Raw genomic sequence first — 22,478 nt, 5'->3', positions numbered from 1 at the left:
AAAGATGCGCCTCCGGGCGCATTTTCGGGCTGACTGACGGGCTGTCAGAATCGGTTAAGGCACAGAGAGGTTTTACGCACAGCGCGGCTGACTGAACTGCATCTGATAGAGCCGCGCATACGCGCCGTTCTTCTGCAGTAGCTGCTGATGCGAGCCACGCTCAACGATCTCGCCCTCTTCAACCAGCAGGATCTCGTCGGCCTTTTCGATGGTGGAAAGCCGGTGAGCGATAATCAGCGTGGTCCGGTTCTGCTGCAGCGTCTCCAGTGCTGACTGGATCGCGCGTTCAGATTCGGTATCCAGAGCGGAGGTCGCCTCATCGAGGATCAGAATCGGACTGTCGCGCAGCAGCGCACGGGCAATGGCAATACGCTGACGCTGCCCACCCGACAGCAGGACACCATTTTCCCCGATCACGGTATCCAGTCCGTTCTCCATTTTATTGATGAACTCAAGAGCATGTGCCATCTGCGCCGCTTTCTCAATCGCCTCACGGCTGAAGACGTCCGTGCGGGCGTAGGCGATATTGTTGGCGACGGTGTCATTAAACAGGTGAACATGCTGAGAGACCAGCGCCACCTGCTCACGCAGTGAAGCCAGAGTGTACTCACGCAGATCGTGGCCATCCAGTAGAATCGCGCCGCTGTCGATGTCGTAAAACCGCGTCAGCAGGCTGGCAAGCGTGGATTTACCCGAACCGGATCGCCCCACCAGCGCCACGGTTTTACCGGCAGGCAGCGTCAGATTAATATGCCGCAGCGCCGCTCTTTCCGCGCCTGGGTAGGTAAAGGTGACATCCCTGAATTCAATCGAGCCGCTGGCGCGTTTAACGACCCGGCGGCCCTCATCTTTCTCCTGTTCAGTATCCAGAATGGTGAACAGGGTCTGACAGGCGGCCATGCCACGCTGAAACTGAGCGTTAACGTTGGTCAGCGACTTTAACGGCCGCATCAGCATCAGCATGGCGGAAAAGACTGCGCTGATGGTGCCCGCCGTCAGCGTAGCCATCACCGACGGAAAACTGGCTGCATAGAGCACAAAGGCGAGCGCCGACGAGGCGAGCAGCTGAATAATGGGATCGGAGAGCGAAGTCGCTGACACCATCTTCATTCCCTGACGACGCATGGTGTTGCTGACCTGTTCGAAGCGGGCGGTTTCAGCCTGCTGACCGCCAAACATCAGCACCTCTTTATGCCCTTTCAGCATCTGCTCGGCATGGGTGGTCACCTGCCCCATCGTGTTCTGCATATTTTTGCTGATGCGACGAAAACGCCTGGAGACGATGCGGATCGCCAGCGACACGACAGGTGCCAGCACCAGCAGGATCAGTGAAAGCTGCCAGCTATAGTAGAACATCATCACAAACAGGCCGATGATTGAAGCGCCTTCACGCACCACCGTCACCAGCGAGCTGGACGATGAAGAGGCAACCTGTTCGCAATCGTAGCTGATGCGGGAAAGCAGCGTACCGGTCGACTGCTGATCAAAAAAGGAGACCGGCATTCCCATCATATGGCTGAAGAGGCGGCGACGCAGCGTCATCACCACTTTGCCCGACACCCAGGCAATACAGTAACTGGAGATATAACCGCTGACACCGCGGATCAGGATAAGCCCGATAATCACCAGCGGCATCCAGAGCAGAACGGTGTGGTTATTTTTGCCAATCACGTCGTCCAGCAGCGTCTTCAGTAAAGTCAGCATAAACGGATCGATGGCGGCGTTGATAATCAGGGCAACACCCGCGACCAGCAGTCCGGCTTTGAAAGGAGAAATCGTCGGCCACAGGCGACAAAAGGTTTGTCGGGTAGAGAGATCGCTATCAGACATGATATGTATCTTACCGTTGTGAATGAACGGACGATCTTATGTTAAACCGTATCAACCAACAGGAAACTGCACGGGGGGTAAATGAGGCCAATCAGTCCCAAATGAGACTGGTACGTTAGCCTCTGCAGCGTGATCCAGATGACGCTGCTGCCGGAATCATAACCTCGCCTTCATCGCTGGCAGTGTGATATCTGGTTAATTTCGGCTAATAAAGCAACCTCTGCCAGCCATTTAGATTAGGCAGAAAAATTGTGATTTAAATCGGCTTCTGTGCGCACAACTGCTTAAACCCCTCTTATAATTTATCCATTAATATTAATCAGTTAACCGAATAAATCCGCCACCAGGCATAGTCCGAATCTGGTCCGTTTCGCCCTTTTCGGATGGACGACTGCCTGAAAAAAGACCATCTTTTAATCAAAAGACAGCAGGACGCTGTTCTCTCCGGCCGCGAACAACAATTAAAAGACTCTCCGCATCAGGATCTATTTATGCACACAGAAATCATTAATATCTGGCCACACGGTGATGCACCTGGCGCCAGCGATTCACGCGCACAGCCGCAGATTGTCGATATGGCAAAAGAGTATGAACCTTACGATCGCGCGGCCACTGGCGTGCGCTGCCCCGAGATCGCACTCTGGCATCCGGTCGAATCCAATGGTATCACCCTGCTGGTCGCACCGGGCGGGGGCTATCAGCGGGTAATGATCGATCGTGAAGGCAGCGCCCTGGCAACCTTCTTTACTTCGATGGGTTACACCCTGGCGGTCATGACCTATCGCCTGCCCTACGATGGTCATCATGAAGGCCCGGATGCGCCGCTGGCGGATGCGCAGCGCGCCGTGCGCGTCCTGCGTGAACGGGCGCAGCGCGGTCTTAATGGCAAATATATCGTTATGATGGGCTTTTCAGCGGGCGGGCATGTAGCCGCCAGTCTGGGTACGCGCTTTGCGGAGAAACTCTATCCGGTACAGGATGGGGCAGAAAACTTCTCGCCGCGCCCGGATGCCATGATCCTGGTCTATCCGGTGATCAGTATGCGTGACGGCATCGCGCATGAAGGTGCGCGAACCCGTCTGCTGGGTGCGTGGCCCGATCAGAAGACGATTGAAGCCTACTCACTGGAAACCCGCGTTCATCCACTGGTGCCGCCGACGCTGCTTATTCACGCTGCCGACGATGAAGCCGTGTCGGTGAACCACAGCATGGCGTTTTTTGGCGCACTGCGTGAACACAAGGTGCCGGCAGAGGTGCATTTTTATCAGAAAGGCGGACACGGCTTCGGAATCCGTGGCGTGGCCGATTTGCCCCTCGCCAGCTGGCCAATGTTAGTGACCGAGTGGCTCAGGGCTAAGACCTGACGTTACGCGGCAGGCGGAACGTCTTTGACGTTACTATCCGGCGAACTGGCTTCATTGCCGGTCGCCGGTGCTGCTGACGGCGCCATCACTTTATCCCAGCTGTTCTGCAGGCTCTTCACGTTAGTTTCCGCTTCGCCTTCCGGCTGGATCAGCACCATCATCAGTTCCTGCGTCAGCTGCTGGCGCAGCTCCTGGTTTAACTGCTCGCGGGTCAGGCCGGCCAGGAACGTCTGACGCAGCTTCTGATACTGCTCAGGGGCGATATCGACCACGGCGTTCTGCTGGGAACGCAGGCGCTGGCTCATCAGCACATCGGTGTCGGTGCGGGCGTAGGTGGTAAACAGCTTGTTCAGCTCCAGCAGCTTCTGCGCCATCAGCGCATCAAACTCCTCCTGCGGTAAGCCCTTATCGCGCACGTTTGCCAGCTCACGCGCCACCAGACTCATATTCTGCGCCAGACTCTCGTTGCGACCATCCATGTTGATAGAGCACTGCGCACGCTGATACAGCACGCGACAGTCGAAGCCTACCTGAATGCCCTGGGCCTTGCTGTCACTGAGAGCACGCTGGACGTGCCAGAACAGGGCTTCACGGGCCAGATCGCCCTGCCAGTAACGCTGCAGATTCTGGGAGTCGCGGATCGGCTGCCACGGCGTATCCCATACCAGCGAGAGGCGATCCTGCGTCATGTTGCCGCTGACCAGATTCACTGGCTCGTGCGGCAGCGGCGACAGGGTGGGCAGAGGCGCAGGCGTTTCACGTTTGCCGGTTAATGGCGAGAAGGTTTTATTGATCTGCTCAGAGAGGCTACGGCTGTCAACATTGCCAACCACATAGAGCGTCATCGCATCCGGGGTGTACCACTGATGATAAAATTCGTTGAGCTGCGTTAAATCCACCGGCGCACGCGGTTGTGCGGCGGGATCGTGGGCCAGCAGCGCAGAGCCTTTCAGGCGATAACGCCACCAGACATCCTGCGGATCTTTCGGCCAGGTGACGACCGGATCGGAGGCGCTGAGCGCGGTGTTAACGACGGCATCAGTGATAGCCATATTGCCCGCCGTGGCCGCCAGCCAGTTGAGGGCCTCTTTCAGCAGTTCGGGACGGTTGTTGGGCAGGCTCAGGTTATATTGCGTGTAATCATAGGAGGCGATCGCGGGTGGCAGCGGATGCTGAGGATCCATCGCCTGTTGCCATAGCGCGCGCTGCTGCTGCGTATCGAGCGCGGTGTTGTGCACCATCGCCAGACGCGGCAGCAGATGGCTGAAGCCGGTCTGTTGCGCACTTTCCACCAGCGACCCGGTGTTCACCACCAGCCGCAGTTCGATGCGATCGCTGGGGCGTTGCGGTGTGGCCAGTAACTGCCAGTTAAATCCATTATCCAGCTTGCCTTCCTGCCAGGCCGGATCCGGTTGCAGCGTTTCTGCCTGGAGACCATAGCTGGTCGCAGCCAGCATTAATCCACCAACCAAAAGCCGAATTCTGGTGCCCTGCATGTGAACCCCTACTCAAATAATTCAAATATTGTTATCACTGGCGCGTAGTGCCGCTGTTATTAACGAATCGGCGGGCGCCGAATCGCGCTGTTATCCAATAACAATGTGTTTGACCACAGGAAATTCAGGATGTCGCGCAGCGAAGTGAAAAACGTCAAAAAAACAAGTGGGGTTCATTATGCAAATGCCCGCTGTCAGGGCAAGCGACAGCGGGCATTTGTGGAGATTTAAATGAAATTCAATGATTAAATTGAAGATTCAGACGCTTTATTCTCCTTATTCCGCCCTGCCAGGGTGTCGTCGAGCTGTTTGTGGTCCAGCTGATCGACCCACTTCGCCACTACCACTGTCGCCACACCGTTACCGATCAGGTTCGTCAGGGCACGCGCTTCCGACATAAAGCGGTCAATCCCCAGGATCAGCGCCAGACCCGCCACCGGCAGATGGCCTACCGCCGAGAGCGTCGCCGCCAGCACGATAAAGCCGCTTCCGGTCACCCCGGCTGCCCCTTTGGAGGAGAGCAGCAGCACCACCAGCAGCGTAATCTGATGGAAGATGTCCATGTGCGCGTTGGTGGCCTGCGCGATAAACACTGCGGCCATGGTCAGGTAGATTGAGGTGCCATCCAGGTTAAAAGAGTAACCCGTAGGAATAACCAGCCCCACCACCGACTTCTTACAGCCCAGCCTTTCCATCTTATCCAGCATGCGCGGCAGCGCAGACTCCGACGAGGAGGTGCCCAGCACGATCAGCAGCTCTTCTTTGATATAGGCGATGAACTTAAAGATGCTGAAGCCGGCGAACAGGCGGGCAATCAGCCCCAGCACAATCACGACAAACAGCACACAGGTGATATAGAAGCAGATAATCAGCTGACCGAGCTGCACCAGCGATCCCACGCCATATTTGCCGATGGTAAAGGCCATCGCACCGAATGCCCCTATCGGTGCCAGACGCATGATCATGTTGATGATGCCGAAAATCACCTTAGAGAAGCTTTCGATCACGTTGAAAATCAGCGTGCCGGTGTTACCCAGACGATGCAGGGCAAAACCAAACAGAATGGCGAACAGCAATACCTGCAGAATGTTGCCGCTGGCAAAGGCACCAATCACGCTGTTAGGGATCACATCCAGCAGGAAAGCGACGATGCCCTGCTGCTCGGCCTGCTGCGCGTAAACCGCCACGGCTTTGGCATCCAGCGTGGCCGGATCGACGTTCATCCCGGCACCCGGCTGCACCACGTTAACCACAATCAGGCCGATAATCAGCGCAATGGTACTGACGATTTCAAAATAGAGCAGCGCAACCGCGCCGGTCCGGCCAACCGCTTTCATGCTTTCCATGCCCGCGATGCCGGTCACCACGGTACAGAAAATAACCGGGGCGATAATCATCTTGATTAATTTAACAAAGCCATCTCCCAGAGGCTTCATCTGGGTCCCTAACTCCGGGTAAAAATGGCCTAACAAAACGCCGATGCCAATCGCCATCAGCACCTGGAAATAAAGGCTTTTAAAAAGTGAGGTTTTCATAAACAGGTGTCCACTAACGCCATGAGGTGATGTTGTCGGATTTGTTATTGTGACTGCCGGGCAACAGAGGTAGCGCCTGACAGTAACCCGAAAATAACACTCTGTTTACGTGATTAATACAGGGTGACAAAGCCCCAGGAAACCCTGGGGTCGTATTTCTGAACTGAAACGCTTCAGCAAGGGGTTTTGTAACTAAAATTCTCGCAAAATCAATGAATCAGGCCGTTATTGCGCCGGTGAGGATTTTTCAATCCAGAGCGCGTTAAAGCGGCTGACCGGCAGGGCTTCCGCATAAAAATAGCCCTGTCCGATGGCGATACCGCGTGCCAGCAGCCAGTCACGCTGCTCGGCGGTTTCCACGCCTTCGGCAATGACCTCAAGATGAATAATCTCGGCAATGGCCGCTACGATGCAGACCATCGTGTCATCATCCGGCAGCGCCGCCACGAAGCTGCGGTCCATCTTCAGCTTATTAACAGGCAACGCTTTCAGCTGATGCAGATAGTTAAGGTTGGAATAGCCCATACCGAAATCGTCCAGGGCTACCGCCACCCCGGTCTGCTGCAGCATACGCAGCATCGACATCGACTGCTGCGCATCTTCCAGCTGCGCCGTTTCTGTCACTTCCAGGACCAGCGTGCCGGGAGCAATACGGTGGCGCGCCAGCAGCGACTGCAGATGAGAGACCACAGCGGTATCCCGCAGCTGCACCGCAGAGATATTGACGCTCAGCGGCAGCATGATGCCCTGTCGCTGCCAGCCCGCCAGAATGCGGCACGCCTCTTCAAACACCCAGCGGCCAATCGCGCTGATCACCCCAATCTCTTCGGCGCTGGCGATAAACTCTTCGCTCAGGCCGTAGCTGCCATCCGGCTGGCGCATCCGCAGCAGCGCCTCCGCGCCGGTTAAGGTGCCGGTACGCATATCAACCTGAGGCTGCAGATAGAGGGCGAACTGCTCATCGTGCAGCCCCTGCAGAATGTCATGCTCCTGGGTCAGGCGCTTCTGCGCGCGTTCGGTCAGCGCAGCGTCGAAGAACAGGATCTGATTTTTGCCCTGATGGCGGGCCGACATCATCGCCGAGGTGGCGCGATCGAGCAGCTCATTCGCGCTCAGCGGCTGATCGTCGCGCAGCGCCAGGCCGATGCTGACGTTGGGACGCAGCTGCAGCTGATGCAGATTGACCGGCTGATTCAGGCGGATCATCAGATTGCGGGCCAGACGCAGCGCACGGAACGGATTACTGGCGCGCTTCATCAACAGGACAAAATCGCTGACGCCGGTCTGCGCCAGCAGGGTATGGTCATCCAGCGTATGGCGGATCTTCTCCACCAGCGTCAGCATCAGGGTATCGCGCTGCTCGTCGCTCAGGACGCCGTTGGCTTCCTGCAGGGTTTCGATGCGGATCACCATCAGGCCCAGCGACCGTTCAGGATTGCACATAAACTGCTCGACCAGCGCCAGAAACAGCGTGCGGTTGGGCAGATCGGTGACGGCAAAATGGGTGGTCAGCCGGCTCATCTCATCGTGTATCGACTCCAGCACCTGCTGATTGCGGTTGTAACTGCGGATCAGCATGCCGATTTCGTCATCGCGGTGGCTCGGCGGCAGGGCGAGTTTATGCGTCAGAATCGACTGCGGGGGCAGCTCCTGCAGCTCGCGCGCGAGATTACGCAGCGGATGCACCACCAGGCGATTGATACACCAGCTGATCGACACCGACAGGATCAGCGCCAGCAGCAGATAGGTGATAATCATGGTCGAGAGCGTACTGAGGATAAACTGGTAGACGCGCGTGGAGTTCGCCTGCAGCACCAGGTAAGCCAGCGGTTTCGGCATGCCGGTATTCTCTACCGAGTAGAGCGGCAGGGTGATCTGCACCGGCAGTTCAAACAGCCGGGCCACCAGCCGCGGCACCGGTTTTTCCGTCTCGAAGTCGGCGTGCAGCGCCTGAAACGCATTCGGCAGCACCACATCGGCACGCGATAAAATCCCGGCCGGTTTCAGGGAGTGAAGAATGCGTTCGGCCTGCGGGATATCCGCGCGCAGCACCGCTTCCGACAGCGGCTGACGAACAGTATGGGCGATGTTCTCCATCTGCTGGGCGTAGTCAATCCTGCGCTGCTGCACAAAATGAAACAGTTGGATGACGATAAAAATACTGATGGCAATAACCGCAACCAGCGAAACTGTCGCCATCTGCTTTATCGTAAGTGACCGGCTTACGCGCAAAAATTCTCTCCCGAGGATGAAAAAGCCCAGATAGCAGACAGGTGAATGCGGGTCAGTATATCCCATAAACTGACTTTTTTACCGTCTGAAAAGTCCGGCTTTTTCCCGGCCGGGATTATTTAAAATCCGCGTAAGGGATCAGGGGCTGCGGCGGCATATCAAGATCCCCTTCCCAGCCTCCAGCCGCGTAGCGCACATAGATCAGGCCGTGGCTCGGCGTGTAATCCTTCGCCTGCTGGATGTCGACACCCGCGCCGATAAACCAGTCTGACGTCAGCCGCCGCTCCACGACCGCCTGCAGCGTGTAGCCCACACCGCCGCCGGTGCTGCTGGCGGACGAGGGATTGCTGGCCAGAGCGAAGCCCGGATTGACCGGATAACGCTGCTGCGCATGGGTGGCGGAATGCGACCAGGAGAGTGAGCCGCCAAGATCAAACGACCAGTTCTCCGTTCGCTGCCGCCAGGTCACCGGCACAGAAAACGAGAGATACTGCTGCGGGCTGTAGTAGCCGCCCTGACCGAACGTGTAGTCGCTGAGATCCTTCTGATAGTGCCAGAGCATCGTGTTCAGTCCGACGGTGGCGCGGCGGTTATCGCTGTTGATCAGTTTGTAGTAGTAGCCCCCCATCAGGCGCTCGCGGCTGTTATCGGCGACGTTTTTGCCGCTGATCTGATGCGCGCTGATGTCACCCCAGACGCCGTGCGCGCCGCCCTGATCGTAACTCAGTCCGATACTGCCGCCGGTGGCCACCACGCCGCCCCAGCGTTTGCCGCCGCTGGCGGCCAGATCGCGCGTGCCGGCATAGGCCAGCAGTGAGCTGGTGATGGGCCGGCGTGAGGCAGTCATCGTCACACCGAGATCGCGGATATCCGTTTTCCAGCTCAGGCCGCCGGTCCAGTTCGTGACCTCAAAACCCAGCGGCGTGGTGCCCAGGTCGGCCGACCAGACACCATTGTGCCAGCCTGCGCCCAGCGCCGTGCCGCTGTCGCGCTGGTGCGTCGGACCACGACATCCACCCGAACTGGCGTCGTCGCAGCTGCCAAAGCGTTCATCGATGCTGCCGTTGCGGGTGGCAAAAGTGCCGGCAGAGAGGTCCACCCGATCCACGCGCAGAAAGCCGCGCCCGTCGGCCAGCGGGCGCTCTGCCTGCAGCATCGTGGTGTGTGCCGTGAAATCTGAGATGCCGCCGGTGCCGCTGTTGCGTGAGTAGTCCTGCTGCAGCGTCAGCGTGGTCTGCTGCTGACGATAGAGATCGGCGGTGTCGCTGCGAAGGCCGCGCTCCAGCCACGTATCCCGGGGATCGTTGCGCGTGGCGCGACTGAGGTTGCCCCCACTATTAATACCGCTGGCCGTCATCGCCTCACGATAATCTGCCAGCGCCTGTTCGGGCTGCTGCTGAGCGCGTTCCAGCCGGGCCGCATCCCGGAACAGCAGCGCCTTAGCCTGGGAAGGTGGCAGCGACGCGGCACGCTGTTTCAGCCCGGCGAACAGCTCAGCGGCCCGCGCGGTCTCGCCCACTGCCTGCCACGCCAGCGCAACGCGGCGCGCCACATTCAGCCCCGGCGCTGCCGGCCGCAGCTGCGCCAGCGCCTGGCGTGCCTCAGCGTTGCGCTGCAGGGCAACCAGCGCCTCGATGCGTCCCAGCGCCGCATCACCATCCTCCGGCTGGCGCGACAGCACCTGCTGATAGCCCGTCAGCGCCTGTTGTGCGTCACCGCGCGCCAGCGCCCAGTCGGCCAGCGTCAGATCGCGTCGGCCGGAAACCGGCTGCTGTTCAAGCAGCGCGATGGCCGCCTGTTCATTGCCTGCGGCCCGCAGCCTGTCGGCCTGGGCAAAGATCTGGTTCTGCTTCAGGCGTTCAGCGAGCTGGCGCATATCACCGCTCCACTGCGACCCGGGCAGGCGCTGGAGCGTAGCCAGTGCCGTGCGCTCATCGTCGTTGCCTGAGAACCAGAGTGCGGTGGCGTAAAGCGCAGTGGGATCCTGCGGATGCTGCTGTGCCACGGCGCGCATGACCGCATTTGCCTGCTGCACGTCACCGCGATTGCGCAGCGCGCCAGCCAGCCGATAGCTGAGCCAGACATCATCCGGCGCCAGCGCCAGCGCCTCGCGATATTTTTCCGCCGCCTGCGGCCAGCGGGCCTGCTGCGCCAGGGTGTCGGCCTCCGCGCGCAGGCTGTCGCTGCGCAGTGCGCGCAGCGTGTCGGCCAGAGCCCGCTGCTGCGCGGCCGGTAGTGAATTGATAAACGCCATTTCGCGGGCGGGTGAAACGGCCTGATAGAGTGCCGCCAGCCGACGTACCGCGGTAATGTTCGAGCCGTCCAGCTGGCGCGCACGCTGCCAGAGCTGCTCAGCACCGGCGCTGTTGTTGCGCGCCATCGCCACATCACCCAGCCCAATCAGGGCATAGCTGTCGCTGCTGTCGAACGTCTGAGCCGTGCGATAGTGCTGCTCGGCACTCTTAATATCGTGCTGCGCCAGCGCCTTATCGCCCTGCTCTATCGCCAGCCAGTAGCGGTTGGTCTGCAGCAGCGACTGCCATTTGCCGACCAGCGTACTCTGCTGACCCGCTTTAATGGCACGCTCCAGCCACAGAATGGCGACAGCGCGATGGCCCGCGCGGGCCTGCGTCTGCCCCATCGCGCCCATCAGTTCGGCATCATCAGGATTTGCCTTCAGCGCGCGATTCAGGGTGCTCATCGCCTGATTCACGTTGCCTGCTTCCACCAGCGCCAGCGCCCGCATCCGTTCACGGTAGGCGGGATCGGCCAGGGTCTTCTGCTGCCTGCTCAGCGCCTCCATGCCCTGCTGATGCGCATCGCCATCGGTGAACACCGCCAGATACGCTTTCAGCTGCGCCACGCTGCTGTCACTGATCGTCTGATCGTTGATGTGCTGCAGCCAGAGGTCAGCCGCGGCATCGCGGCCGCCGCTGCTCTCCGCCAGCCGCTTCAGCTGCGCGGTAGCCAGCTCCGGCTGCTGGCGATCAAATGCCATGCGGGCAATCTGCAATCCGACCCCGACATTGCCGGGATAACGCTGCTCCAGCTGCTGCAGCTGCTGCCAGGCCCGATCCTGCTGTCCGGGCAGTCGCGCCAGCAGCCGCCAGTACTCCAGCGCGATGTTCGGGTCGGGGAATACCCCGCTGAACAGCGCATCATAGGCATCTTTCGCCTCCGCCAGACGGCCCGAGGTGGCCAGCAGTCGTGCCTGCTGCAACTGCTGCCGTCCGTCAGGAGACATCATGCGCAGTCCTGCTGCCGACTCACGCGCTGCCGCCGAGCCGGGCGCCTGCCGGTTGAGCTGATCCAGCAGCGTCTGCGCCGCCGTGAGATCGCCCTGATGCAGCGCCAGCCGCAGACGCGCCGCCAGCACCTGAGGGTTATCCGGGTCTATCTTCTCCAGACGGTAGAGCGACTGCTGCACCAGCTCATATTTATTGGTTGATTCACCAATACGTACCTGGGTCAGCAGCCAGTCGACCGGTGAAACCTGCGGCCCGGCGACCGGCGCAGCCTGTCCCGACAGCGCACCCAGCACGCCGATCAGGACACCTGCCCGCAGCAGAGGCGCCTTATTCATCTTCATCGTCAAGCAGGCGGCGGTGCGCGACAAGACGCATCAGACGCCAGACCAGCAGGGCGAACAGCACCACAACCAGCACGGCGCACAGCGCCAGCCAGAACGGATGGTTCGCAAGCGTGGCCCAGAGCCGTTCCCACCACGGCAGATGGCCCACAAAGTAGGTCTCTCCCACGCGAAGGCTGTTGACGCCCGATTCGCGGATAATTGCGGTGGAGCCGGAGATCGCGCTGCGCTTGCCGCTGTCTTCCAGAGCTTCATCCAGCAGCTGCCAGCTTCGCGGACTGCCATCGGCCAGCAGCGCCACCACACTGCGCTGATCGTAGAAAGGAGACTGGAAACCGATTACGGTCGCCAGCGGCCCTCGGGAACCTATCGCGGTACGGCTTTCTGCCGTTCGTTCCGCCGCGCTGAGCGGCTGCGTCTGCTGAGCGGTCTGGCGCACCGGTTTTTTCAGCCAGCTGGCGGTAGCCTTCACCAGCGCGCTGATCCGCTGGTCATCCTGAAGATCGGCAGGGATGCCGCCGATCATCAGCAGATCCGCATCCTGTTTTTTCGCGCTGATCCAGTCATCGGTGAGCTGCACGCGCAGCGCCGGATAGCCGGTCTGCGCGCCGATATTACCCAGCGCGTTCAGCAGCGTGCTGACCTGCTGTGCATCCGGATCGGGCTGAACCAGCACCAGCGTCTGAGAGAGATCGGCCAGGCGGCTGAAGGGGAAACCGGCATTGGCCCAGGTCTGCAGCGACGGCATTTCGATGTAGTGGCGATAGCCGGAGAAGTCGATGCTGGAACTCTCATCCAGCACCACATGATGGCCGACCGGTGTGACGGTTTCACAGCGGCCGTCAGCCGTGCCGCCGACAAAGGTGTTGGCATAGTCAAAATCGAAGCGCAGCTGATTGACCACCCCCAGACGTAACGCGGGGATGCGCAGTTCACGATTCTTATCCAGCATGCCCTGAATCAGCGGAATATGCAGCAGCTGCTGCCCGGCAGTATTTTTAGGCATCAGCGGGTAGTCCTGAATAAACTGGTTATTCAGGTTCACGGCCAGCCGCGAACCATCCTGCTGGGGCGGCGAGGTGTAGCGATAGCTCAGATCCATATCAATTCCGCGCGCCCGCACCAGGAAGAGATCGGGCGGCAGATTCAGCGTCAGGCTGATCGGATTGGGCTGCAGACCGTCAGACTGCAGCTGGTTCTCATACTGCGACAGCTCGGCAAAGGTAGTGCGGCGATCGGTGCGCACCCAGTTGGGCGCATCGTAGGGCTGACGCGGGGCCAGTTGCGTAACCTGATCGATGGTGGAGGTATCACCGCGCAACAGCAACTCACCCTGTGCAATCCCCTGCACCGCCGTCAGCAGGTCATCGTCATTGCGTCCCAGGATCAGCAGCATCTTCTCATAGGGATTGTCAGGCTGACTGATTATCTCTACGGTCGGTTTCATCACCGGAGGCAGATCTTTCAGGAACGTCGGGCGGGCATCGTTGGTGGCAAAGACCACCGCATGTTGCTGCTGAGGCAACTGATCGTAGAGCACCGGAAAACGCTGTCCGCGCCAGGCGGCCTTGCTGCCGAACCAGGAGGCAAGGATGGCGGCGGCACGCTGCTGCTTAATGTCCGGTTCGGCGGCAAACACCATCGGCAGCATCAATGGCCGCTTATCACGCGCGTCAAAGAAAGGCTCGGGGAAGTGGGAGAGATCGTTTTTCAGCGGCAGCTTCTGCAGCGTCAGATCCAGCCCGCTCTCTTTGCCGATATCGAGCCAGATGGTGCTGTTAGCCGGATTTTCGCAGATGTTTGCGTAGTGCCCCACCAGCTCAAAGCGCAGGCGGTTAAAGTCGCTGATAAACCGGGGATCGATCGCCAGCTGCATCTGATTCTCTTTGCCCATCTGCTCCGGCGTCAGGGTAATCAGGCTCACCAGCTCATCATTGAGGTAGACTTTCAGCTGCGACAGCGTGGGCAGCAGCGCGGGCGACGGGCGGAAGCTGAGGTTGAGCAGCGCACGCGTCACCACCTCATCACTGCGCACCCCGAATTCGATCTGGCCAGTGCTGCGCGTCCCGCTCAGCGTCATGCTGCCTGGCGGCGGCGCCAGCGTCACAAAATTCAGCTGACTGCTGCGCAGCGGCGCACCCGCCTCCGGCGGCATCGTTTGCTGCGCGGGTTCCGCAGCGGCAGTGACCGGCGCCGTCTCCTGCGCCAGTGCGCAGCTTAGTGTTGCGGAGCCCAGCAGCAGCGCAGCGACCCACCTGTTTACTTTCGTTGTCGTCATATCATCAACTCAATGCAGAATTTTAAGCAGGCGCGCGACCGATGCCCTGCGGCAACAGCGAAGCCAGCCAGCTTACCCCAGCGGTAAGCAGGTTAAACAACCGACGTAACTGCGGCGGACCATATTCCGCCAGGCGCAGATACCCTTTGAAGCCGAGAATCGTAATATCGGCCAGGCTCTGCACCGGTTTATCCTCAGGAAAACCGTCCTGCCACAGCGCCCAGGTATCGGCGCGGGCGAAGGTGCACTGGATAAAATCGATATGCTGGCGGGTAGTCAGGGCGTCGAGACGCACGCCTGCCCGCAGGCCAAAGACGCGCTGCACTCTGCAGGGGAAACTGAACTCCTGCTGCCCGCGACGCAGCAGCAGCCAGACCTTCTCATCCTCCAGCAGCGCATCCGGCTCACGCAGTTCCAGGCCGACCCCGCCATCCGAATAGTCACGCAGCGTGCAGGGCAGCATGTGGCCGTTTTCGCGCGAAATCGCCGCAGGCATTGCAATCTCTACCCGATGCGCTTCGCGGATCTGCCGGGCTTCTACCGACACCGCCACCGCGCCCCCCAGAATCACCATGTTGTAGATCACCCAGACCAGGCTGACCCACACCGTTAACACTTCATTGACCGGGCCGTGCTGCAGCCGCCAGAAGGCCATCACCACGCCCGCCAGATTGAGCAGAACCAGCATCATATAAGGGCGGGTGATCACCCAGTCCAGATGCCGCTTCTCGACCAGTCCGCCCTTGGCGGTCACGTTGAATTTGCCCTTGTGCGGGTTAATCAGCGCGACGGTTGTCGGCAGGGCGATATACCACGCCAGCACCGTCTCGTAGACTTCGCTCCAGAACGAGTGTCGCCAGCGTCCCTGAATGCGCGAGTTGGTCAGGCTGGTGTGCAGCATATGCGGCAGCACATAGACGGCGATCGCCAGCGCGGGCGCATAGATGATGTAGGCATGACAGAGCAGAAATGCCAGCGGCGCCAGCAGGAACACCAGCCGCGGGATCCCGGAAAGAAAGTGGAGCATGGCATTGGCATAACAGAGGCGCTGCACCCACTTCAGCCCTTTGCCGAACAGTGGATTATCAAGACGGAAAATCTGCACCATGCCGCGCGCCCAGCGGATACGCTGGCCGATATGGGCTGACAGGCTCTCTGTCGCCAGCCCGGCCGCCTGGGGAATGCGGATGTAGGCGGAGGTGTAACCGAGGCGATGCAGGCGCAGCGAGGTATGCGCATCTTCTGTCACGGTCTCAACGGCGATACCGCCAATCTTCTCCAGCGCGTCACGGCGCAGAATGGCGCAGGAGCCGCAGAAAAAGGTGGCATCCCAGGTGTCGTTGCCATCCTGAACCAGCCCGTAAAACAGCGAGCCCTCATTTGGCGTGCGGCGAAAACGCCCCAGGTTGCGCTCAAACGGATCGGGTGAGAAAAAGTGATGCGGCGTCTGCAGCATCGCCAGTCGGGGATCTTTGATAAACCAGCCCATCGTCATCTGCAGAAAGGCGCGCGTCGGCACATGGTCGCAGTCAAAGATCGCCACGAAGTCGCTGCGGCAGTGCGTTTTCAGCGCGTGATTGATGTTGCCCGCCTTGGCGTGTGCATTATCCGGCCGGACCACATAGTGAATGCCAATGCTTTCGGCAAACTCACGAAATTCCGGGCGCTTACCGTCGTCGAGCAGATAGATGTTCAGGCGATCTTTCGGCCAGTCGACACCCAGCGCGGCGTAGAGCGTCGGCCTGACCACGCTCAGCGGTTCGTTGTAGGTGGGCACCAGCAGGTCCACCGAGGGCCATGTCGCGCGGTCGTCTGGCATCGACACCGGCTGCCGGTTAAGCGGCCACAGGGTCTGGAAATAGCCCAGCACCAGCACCACCCAGGCGTAGGTTTCTGCGGCAATCAGCAGCAGGCCCAGTACCAGGCTCACCGGATCGTCCCAGTTCAGCGTCGAGGTATAGCGCCACCAGAGATAACGGCAGGATACGGTCAGCGACAGCACAATCAGCATCATGGTGGATAAACGGCCGGGTACCCGCCTTATGCCCATCGCCAGCGCCCAGAGCAGCAGCACAAAGATAAACTGCGTCGTCAGATCGAAGGGCTGGCTGATGCAGAGCAGCGCCAGCAGCGAGGCGAAGAGCCCCATCCCGATAAAAAGCGCATAACGCAGCAGCGGCGGCAGACGCTTCAGCCGCTGTTCGGCGCGCGCACCGAGCGGGTTCGATTCGGCTCGTTTTGCGCGCCGTTCCAGCCAGCGGTAGACCTGCTGCCGCCAGCGAATCAGCGCAGCGAAGCCATTTGCCCGGCGGCGGGGCGCCTCTGCTGGCAGGACAATCACCAGCCAGAGCGTCTGAATCAGATAGCGCAGAAAATCGAGCGGCCGGGGGCGCTCTGGCGAAATATGCGGATAGAGACGGCGGCGCTGCCGGAGAATGCGCTGCCAGCCGGGTGTTTCGACGCGGAACAGCATCACCACCAGCCCGCACCAGAACAGATTAAAGGCGCTGGCGAAGCGCGAGGCGCCATGACGACGTGCGTCCGCATAGCGCCGTTGTACCCCCTGCCAGGCCGGGGCGGTCAGCAGCCAGCGTAACGGGTTCACGCGTGGTTCCCCTTCAGATGCAGCAGCAGCCAGTTAGCCAGGGTGGAGATCTCTTCGCTGACCAGCGCATGTGGCCGATATTCCCCGACCGGCTGCTTCATCATCAGGGCTTCGGCCAGCGCCTCATCGCGGTGGATCAGCAGCGGGATCAGCGGATTCAGCGATGCCATCCAGAGCTGATGCAGATCCTGCTGCAGGCGGCTGTTGGCATTAAACTGATTAATCAGAAACCGGGTCATTGCAGGAAACCGTCGCTGGCTCAGACGCAGATGGCAGTTGGCGTCCGGCGTGGTAATGCAGAGCAGACCATCCAGCTGCGGGAGAAGTCCCTCGTGCCACGGCGCGCTGTCGGCAGGCAGGTCGAAAAGAATCCAGCCGTAACGCCTGCGCAGCGCCGGGAGCGCGTCGAGAAGCGGCGCGGCGACAGCCCTGTCCTGTGCCGGGTCAGAGGAGGAAAGCAGACCATACGGCAGCAGGTCTGGTCCCTGCGGGTAGCGCTGCGCACACTGCTGCCAGTCACCGCCGTCACACAGCGCCTGCATCCAGCCCTGCGTAACCTGTACGGGCAGATTAAAGTGCGCACCCAGCTGACTGACCGGCGAACCATCAATCAGCAGAACCCGCTCGCCCAGCGCGGTCAGCGCCCAGCCGAGAGCCGCGCAGAGCGAGGTGGTGCCGACGCCGCCCCGGATGCCCTGAAGCGCAATCTGCGGCATCAGCGGGTGGCCCCCGGCAGCGCAGACAGGGTTTCCGATAAAAGCGGCCAGCGAGCCACAATCTCTTTCAGCCGCTCTTCACGCGCAATATCGACATAACGAAACGCATGCAGAGAAAAAGCGTCGCGCAGCGCGCTGATATCATCCTGAGGTTCATGCTGAGCGGCGGCCAGCGTATAAACATTTGGGTTTTTCATTATTTCTCGCCACGAATAAAATGTCTGCAACAGGACAGTTACATTTGCCCTCAATCTGGAAAGTGGTTTCCAGAATCGGTACGATGGCCGGAAAGGGTAAATGATCGGTAATCAGTTATTTTTAATTAGTCAGGTTACAACCTATGCTGTCTATAATAAACTAGCCGGGGCTGGAAAAATAACGAATTCAATATGAAAAATTCTTTTTCGCTGGGGCTGCAACAGGTTCAGCCCGAAGTGTCGGCATTGCAAACGCCTGGCTGTTACTGGGTAAGCTGCACACGCCCGCAGGACGCCCATACTTTTATTCGTCAGGTTATATCGCATCAGCAGTCTGTCACACTCATTAGTGCCGGCCAGCCGCCTCAGGCGCTGCTGACGCCGGATCCTGTGGGTGGTCCCGATCGTATCCCGCTGTTTTCATTACCCGAAAATAAAAAAAGCCTGCTGCAGCTGGAGCGGGATTTTGCCCGCACGCTGGGCAGTAAAAATGGGCTGATAATCTTTAGCAGCTCGGCTGCGCAGTGGGATAAGTTAAATGCAGCGGAATTAAGCGACTGGATAATGCGCATGCGCAGGCTGCTGCATAAAAGAAAAATGACGCTTCTCATTGTCACGTCCGGAATCACGCAATTTAATCAGAGTAACAATCTGCAGCGTTATTTTCGTTATATGGACGGCTTGGCTTATTTAACCTTTCAGCAGGGTGGCTGGCAATATCAAATAAGCTGGTGGTACGCCGGTGAACGACTGCTGGCCGATCGCACGCTGCGTCTGGGCTGTGAAGATGAACATTTCTTTGCGTTAAAAGAAACGCTGGAACCACTGAGCCTGAATGATGAACAGCATTATCTGGCCGATAAAAGCGTGCTTGAAGGCGCACCACCGCTTTCACGTCAGTGGCGGCTGTTTGAAGATAATCAGCAGGTATGGGAAGAGGCACAGCAGGCTAATGCCGCCACCGTTATTTTCAGTCTGACGCACAGCGAACAGATCCGCGAACTGGCAAAAATGGTGCACAGTCTGCGCCGCGCCCGGGGCAACGGGCTGAAGATCGTGGTGCGTGAGATGGGCGTCAGCCTGCGTTACAGCGATGAGCGTCTGCTGCAGGCGTGCGGTGTGAACAGCATCGTGCCTACAACGGCCGCGATGTCGCAGTTCCTTACTCTGCTGGAAGGGATTCAGGGGCAGCGGTTCAGCCGTCTGGTGCCCGCCAGTCTGGACGCGCTGATCGCCTCGCTGCAGCCGCTGCATGAAAAGGGCTATCTGCCTCCTGAGGCATTCTGTCAGGCGGTCGGCCAGCTTATCAGTAATCCGCTGCTGCCGGAAAATGACAAAGGTCTGCTGGTCGCCCTGCGCCCGGTGCCGCAGCTTAGCCCGCAGCAAATCCTGACGCTCTGCAAGCCGCGTCGCTTTGGGGACCTGGTCACGGTGCTGGAGGATCGCGTTATCCTGTTTCTCTCCTCCTGCCGCTATAACGACCTGGATAAAGCCCTGACATTTATCTTTTCACTGCCGCACGACGAACTCTTTGCCAACCGGATTATCTGGTTTGAGGATAACCAGATTCAGGCCGAGATCGGCAATATCAAAAAAAGGAGACCGGTGGCGCTGCAGGCGCTGTCAGCGGAGACCGGGCCGGCGCGCGACGCCCTCCCACGGCCCGCAGAAAAGCCTGAACGCGCGACACCGCAGCCCATTACTTTACTGCCGGAGAATGAGCCCCGATGAACCTGATGGACTGGGTACAGATTGCCCTGCTGGCGACAGGGATCGTGTTGCTTCTGAAACCGGTGTGGCAGCAGTGGCTGCCGCGTCGCTGGTATGGTCTGCTGAATCGCCTGTTACCTGCTCGTGCGCTGAAGTCTGAAGGGCACTGGCAGCGTCACTCTTCAAAAACGGATGCAAAAGTTAATGAAAAATGATCAACCCACTGCGGGTCATGCCGCCCGGCTGTGGTCCGGCTGGCGTGGATTAGGCGGCTGGAACTTCTACTTTTTAGTCAAGTTCGCTCTGCTGTGGTACGGCTATCTCAATTTTCACGCCCTGAGCAACCTCGTGTTTCTGGCCTGGCTGCTTTTCCCGCTGCCGTCGGTGCGTCTGCATCGCCTGCGTCACTGGGTTTCCATTCCGATGGGTTTCGGGCTGTTCTGGCATGATACCTGGCTGCCCGGCATCAACAGCATTCTCAGTCAGGGCGATCAACTGATGGGATTCTCCGTTGATTATCTGCTCGATCTGGCTGACCGTTTCATTAACTGGCAGATGCTGGGGGCGCTGTTTGTGCTGCTGGTGCTCTACCTGTTTATCTCTCCGTGGATCCGCCTTACCGTGCTGGTGTCACTGATGCTGATCTGGCTCAACGTGCTGACTATCGCGGGTCCGGCGATGTCGCTGCTGCCGACACGCGCTGCCACGCCGCAGGTTGTCCTGAATCAGACGCCCGCCGCAACCCCGGCAGCAGCCGTACCGGATGGGCTCGATCAGTCGGCCGCACCCACCAGCGCCAGCCTGACCGCCTGGCTCAGCCGTTTTTATGAGAGTGAGCGCAAGCGCGTCACCCACTTCCCGGAGAGCCTGCCAGCGGATTCACAGCCGTTCGACATCCTGGTGATCAACATCTGTTCGCTCGCCTGGTCCGATATGGATGCGGTCCAGCTGCGCAATCATCCACTGTGGCAGCACTTCGACATCATGCTGACCAACTACAACTCGGCTACCAGCTACAGCGGCCCGGCGGGGATTCGCCTGCTGCGCGCCAGCTGCGGTCAGACCTCGCACAGCGATCTCTACAAACCGGCCGATGCGCGCTGCTATCTGTTCGACAACCTGGCGAAGCTGGGCTTCAAAGAGCAGCTGATGATGGACCACACCGGCGTGTTTGGTAACTATCTCAAGGAGCTGCGCGAATCGGGCGACATTCAGGCTCCGCTAATGTCGCAGGCGGGCATCGCGCCAGAGCTGACCTCCTTCGACAGCTCACCGGTGTTTAATGATGCTCAGCTGATGCAGCGCTGGCTCGACGATCGTAATAAGAGCAGCGATGCGCGCAGCGCCACCTTCTACAACCTGATCCCGTTGCATGACGGCACCCGCGACCTCGGCAGCACCAAAACCGCTCCGTGGAAGCCGCGTGCGCAACAGCTGTTTGATCAGATCGATACCTTCCTCACCCAGCTGGAGAAGTCCGGCCGTCGGGTGATGGTTCTGGTGGTGCCGGAGCATGGCGCAGCACTGCAGGGCGATAAAATGCAGATGTCAGGCCTGCGCGATATTCCCAGCCCTGGCATTACGCATGTGCCGGTGGGGATTAAGTTTGTCGGTATGAAGGCGCCTCATCAGGGACAGCCGCTCAACATTGATACCCCGACCAGCCTGCTGGCGATCTCGGAACTGGTGTCGCGCGTGGTAGATGGGCAGGTCTTTAATGCGCCAAATGTGAATATGTCAGTGCTGGCGGATAAGCTGCCACAGACGCCGGTGGTGTCGGAAAACGACGGTGCGGTGGTGATGATGTATCAGGGTAAGCCCTGGATCCGGCTTAACGGTGGCGACTGGGTGCCCTATCCGGAGTAAGCCGTCAGCGGCGGGTCAGCGCTGTTAAGCCCTGACCCGCCCTGCTGTCAGCGTTTCTCCTGAAACGCCTGCCAGGTCAGCAGCTGCAGACTGGCCGAAAAGTAGTTCTGATCCGGCGCCAGCCGATCGCTGAGATAGCCGGTCTCATTCAGGGTCAGATCACGAACCGCCAGCAGTCCTCCCTCCAGATGATAAGGCGCCGGAGTATTGGCCAGCACGTCGAACCAGGCGGGAGTCAGCATCCGGCTGTAACCCTGCCAGACTCGCTGGAACGGCACCAGCGCCAGGCTGTGCGGGTCGTACCACCAGATGTTCAGCGGCACGCGAATCGCATCATAACTGAAACGGTTAGAGTAGCCGACCGCCGGGGCCACCGAGCCATCGGCATTCAGCGCGACCCAGTCCAGTGGCAGACCGGTTTTGCCAAAGCTCAGCTTACCCAGCAGGTCAAAGCCATCATTGATCAGCGCATCCCAGACCTGAAGATGGCTGTGCTCGCCAAACTCCCGCCAGGCCTGAAACAGGAAATAGGAGGGATTGAGCACCACATAGCTGGTCTTATTAAAACCCTGCGCGCCCGGCAGTAACACGGTGTGGCCGCCAAAACGGATCACATCGAGTTTAATGATGGCGCGCTGGATCCGGTCAGACGCCTGCTGATAGTCCGGCACCTGCCATTTCTGTGCGGCCCGCTGCAGGGCCCAGGCCAGCAGCACATCGCCATCTGCGGCGTTGTTTTTGTCGGCAACCGGATCGTCACTGCCCGGCACATAGCGCCAGTAGAACAGTTCGGTCTGCGGGTTACGCAGCTGGCTGCGGGTCCACTGCCACAGTCGATCAAAGGTGGCGCGGTCGTCATTAGCTACCGCCAGCAGCATGCCGTAGCCCTGCCCTTCGGTGTGACTGACATTGTTATTGGCGGTATCAGTGATCCGCCCTTCAGCCGTGACAAAGCGACTTTTAAAGGTCTCCCAGCCGCTGGCACTTGCCTGTGCGCTACAGGCCAGCAGTAATACAGAGCAAATCCAGCCCAGCCAGAATGGCTTACGTTTCATATCCC

At 59.5% G+C, this 22,478-nt stretch carries 14 protein-coding genes; 4 read left to right on the top strand and 10 right to left on the bottom strand.

The genetic code is table 11. From position 1 onward, the window contains the following. Nucleotides 1-72: 72 nt before the first annotated feature. Nucleotides 73-1,833: a lipid A ABC transporter ATP-binding protein/permease MsbA gene (gene msbA / locus AB1748_RS02580; protein WP_111139447.1), complete on the bottom strand. Its 1,761-nt coding sequence runs from the start codon at nt 1,831-1,833 to the stop codon at nt 73-75. Nucleotides 1,834-2,321: 488 nt separating this feature from the next. Between msbA and AB1748_RS02575 the strand changes: the two genes are divergently transcribed. Further along, nucleotides 2,322-3,194, top strand: coding sequence for an alpha/beta hydrolase (locus tag AB1748_RS02575; RefSeq protein ID WP_111139446.1), 873 nt, complete (start codon nt 2,322-2,324; stop codon nt 3,192-3,194). Between the two features lie 2 nt (nt 3,195-3,196). Here the strand turns inward: AB1748_RS02575 and AB1748_RS02570 are convergent, their stop codons facing one another. From AB1748_RS02570 to bcsR, 8 genes are all read right to left on the bottom strand, one after another. Further along, nucleotides 3,197-4,690, bottom strand: a complete 1,494-nt coding sequence (locus tag AB1748_RS02570) for a pitrilysin family protein (RefSeq protein WP_111139445.1) — start codon at nt 4,688-4,690, stop codon at nt 3,197-3,199. 245 nt (nt 4,691-4,935) lie between these two features. After that, nucleotides 4,936-6,225, bottom strand: a complete 1,290-nt coding sequence (locus AB1748_RS02565) for a dicarboxylate/amino acid:cation symporter (RefSeq protein WP_128086317.1) — start codon at nt 6,223-6,225, stop codon at nt 4,936-4,938. Nucleotides 6,226-6,450: 225 nt separating this feature from the next. Continuing rightward, the gene (gene hmsP, locus AB1748_RS02560; protein WP_111139443.1) at nt 6,451-8,457 is read right to left on the bottom strand and encodes a biofilm formation regulator HmsP; all 2,007 of its coding nucleotides are present in this window, start codon (nt 8,455-8,457) and stop codon (nt 6,451-6,453) included. A 115-nt stretch (nt 8,458-8,572) separates the two neighbouring features. After that, complete coding sequence (bcsC, locus tag AB1748_RS02555) at nt 8,573-12,040, bottom strand: cellulose synthase complex outer membrane protein BcsC (protein WP_367395969.1); 3,468 nt, start codon at nt 12,038-12,040, stop codon at nt 8,573-8,575. Then, complete coding sequence (bcsB, locus tag AB1748_RS02550; protein WP_367395968.1) at nt 12,033-14,324, bottom strand: cellulose biosynthesis cyclic di-GMP-binding regulatory protein BcsB; 2,292 nt, start codon at nt 14,322-14,324, stop codon at nt 12,033-12,035. The genes bcsC and bcsB overlap by 8 nt, the downstream gene beginning before the upstream one ends. Nucleotides 14,325-14,346: 22 nt before the next feature. Next, the gene (bcsA, locus tag AB1748_RS02545; protein WP_367395967.1) at nt 14,347-16,929 is read right to left on the bottom strand and encodes a UDP-forming cellulose synthase catalytic subunit; all 2,583 of its coding nucleotides are present in this window, start codon (nt 16,927-16,929) and stop codon (nt 14,347-14,349) included. Beyond that, nucleotides 16,926-17,645 (bottom strand): cellulose biosynthesis protein BcsQ, encoded by a 720-nt coding sequence (gene bcsQ, locus AB1748_RS02540; protein WP_111139439.1) that lies wholly within the window; start codon nt 17,643-17,645, stop codon nt 16,926-16,928. The genes bcsA and bcsQ overlap by 4 nt, the downstream gene beginning before the upstream one ends. Beyond that, nucleotides 17,645-17,842, bottom strand: coding sequence for a cellulose biosynthesis protein BcsR (bcsR, locus tag AB1748_RS02535; protein WP_111139438.1), 198 nt, complete (start codon nt 17,840-17,842; stop codon nt 17,645-17,647). The genes bcsQ and bcsR overlap by 1 nt, the downstream gene beginning before the upstream one ends. A gap of 192 nt (nt 17,843-18,034) precedes the next feature. On the opposite strand from bcsR, the gene bcsE reads away from it, so the two are divergent. Genes bcsE through bcsG form a run of 3 tightly spaced genes read left to right on the top strand, consistent with a single transcriptional unit; the run spans nt 18,035 to nt 21,418 of the window. Continuing rightward, nucleotides 18,035-19,573: a cellulose biosynthesis protein BcsE gene (gene bcsE, locus AB1748_RS02530; RefSeq protein ID WP_111139437.1), complete on the top strand. Its 1,539-nt coding sequence runs from the start codon at nt 18,035-18,037 to the stop codon at nt 19,571-19,573. After that, on the top strand, nt 19,570-19,767 hold the full coding sequence (locus tag AB1748_RS02525) for a cellulose biosynthesis protein BcsF (RefSeq protein ID WP_111139436.1): 198 nt from the start codon (nt 19,570-19,572) through the stop codon (nt 19,765-19,767). The genes bcsE and AB1748_RS02525 overlap by 4 nt, the downstream gene beginning before the upstream one ends. Further along, the gene (bcsG, locus tag AB1748_RS02520; protein ID WP_111139435.1) at nt 19,757-21,418 is read left to right on the top strand and encodes a cellulose biosynthesis protein BcsG; all 1,662 of its coding nucleotides are present in this window, start codon (nt 19,757-19,759) and stop codon (nt 21,416-21,418) included. Before AB1748_RS02525 ends, bcsG begins: the two co-directional genes overlap by 11 nt. A gap of 47 nt (nt 21,419-21,465) precedes the next feature. Here bcsG and AB1748_RS02515 read toward each other — a convergent pair whose 3' ends face one another. Further along, a complete protein-coding gene (locus tag AB1748_RS02515) occupies nt 21,466-22,473 on the bottom strand; it encodes a glycosyl hydrolase family 8 (RefSeq protein WP_111139434.1) in 1,008 nt (335 codons plus the stop codon). Nucleotides 22,474-22,478 lie beyond the last annotated feature (5 nt).

Source organism: Pantoea sp. Ep11b (assembly GCF_040783975.1).
Taxonomy (GTDB): domain Bacteria; phylum Pseudomonadota; class Gammaproteobacteria; order Enterobacterales; family Enterobacteriaceae; genus Pantoea.
Note: the sequence above shows the minus strand (reverse complement) of the source record. Positions and strands in the feature narration are given on the sequence as shown.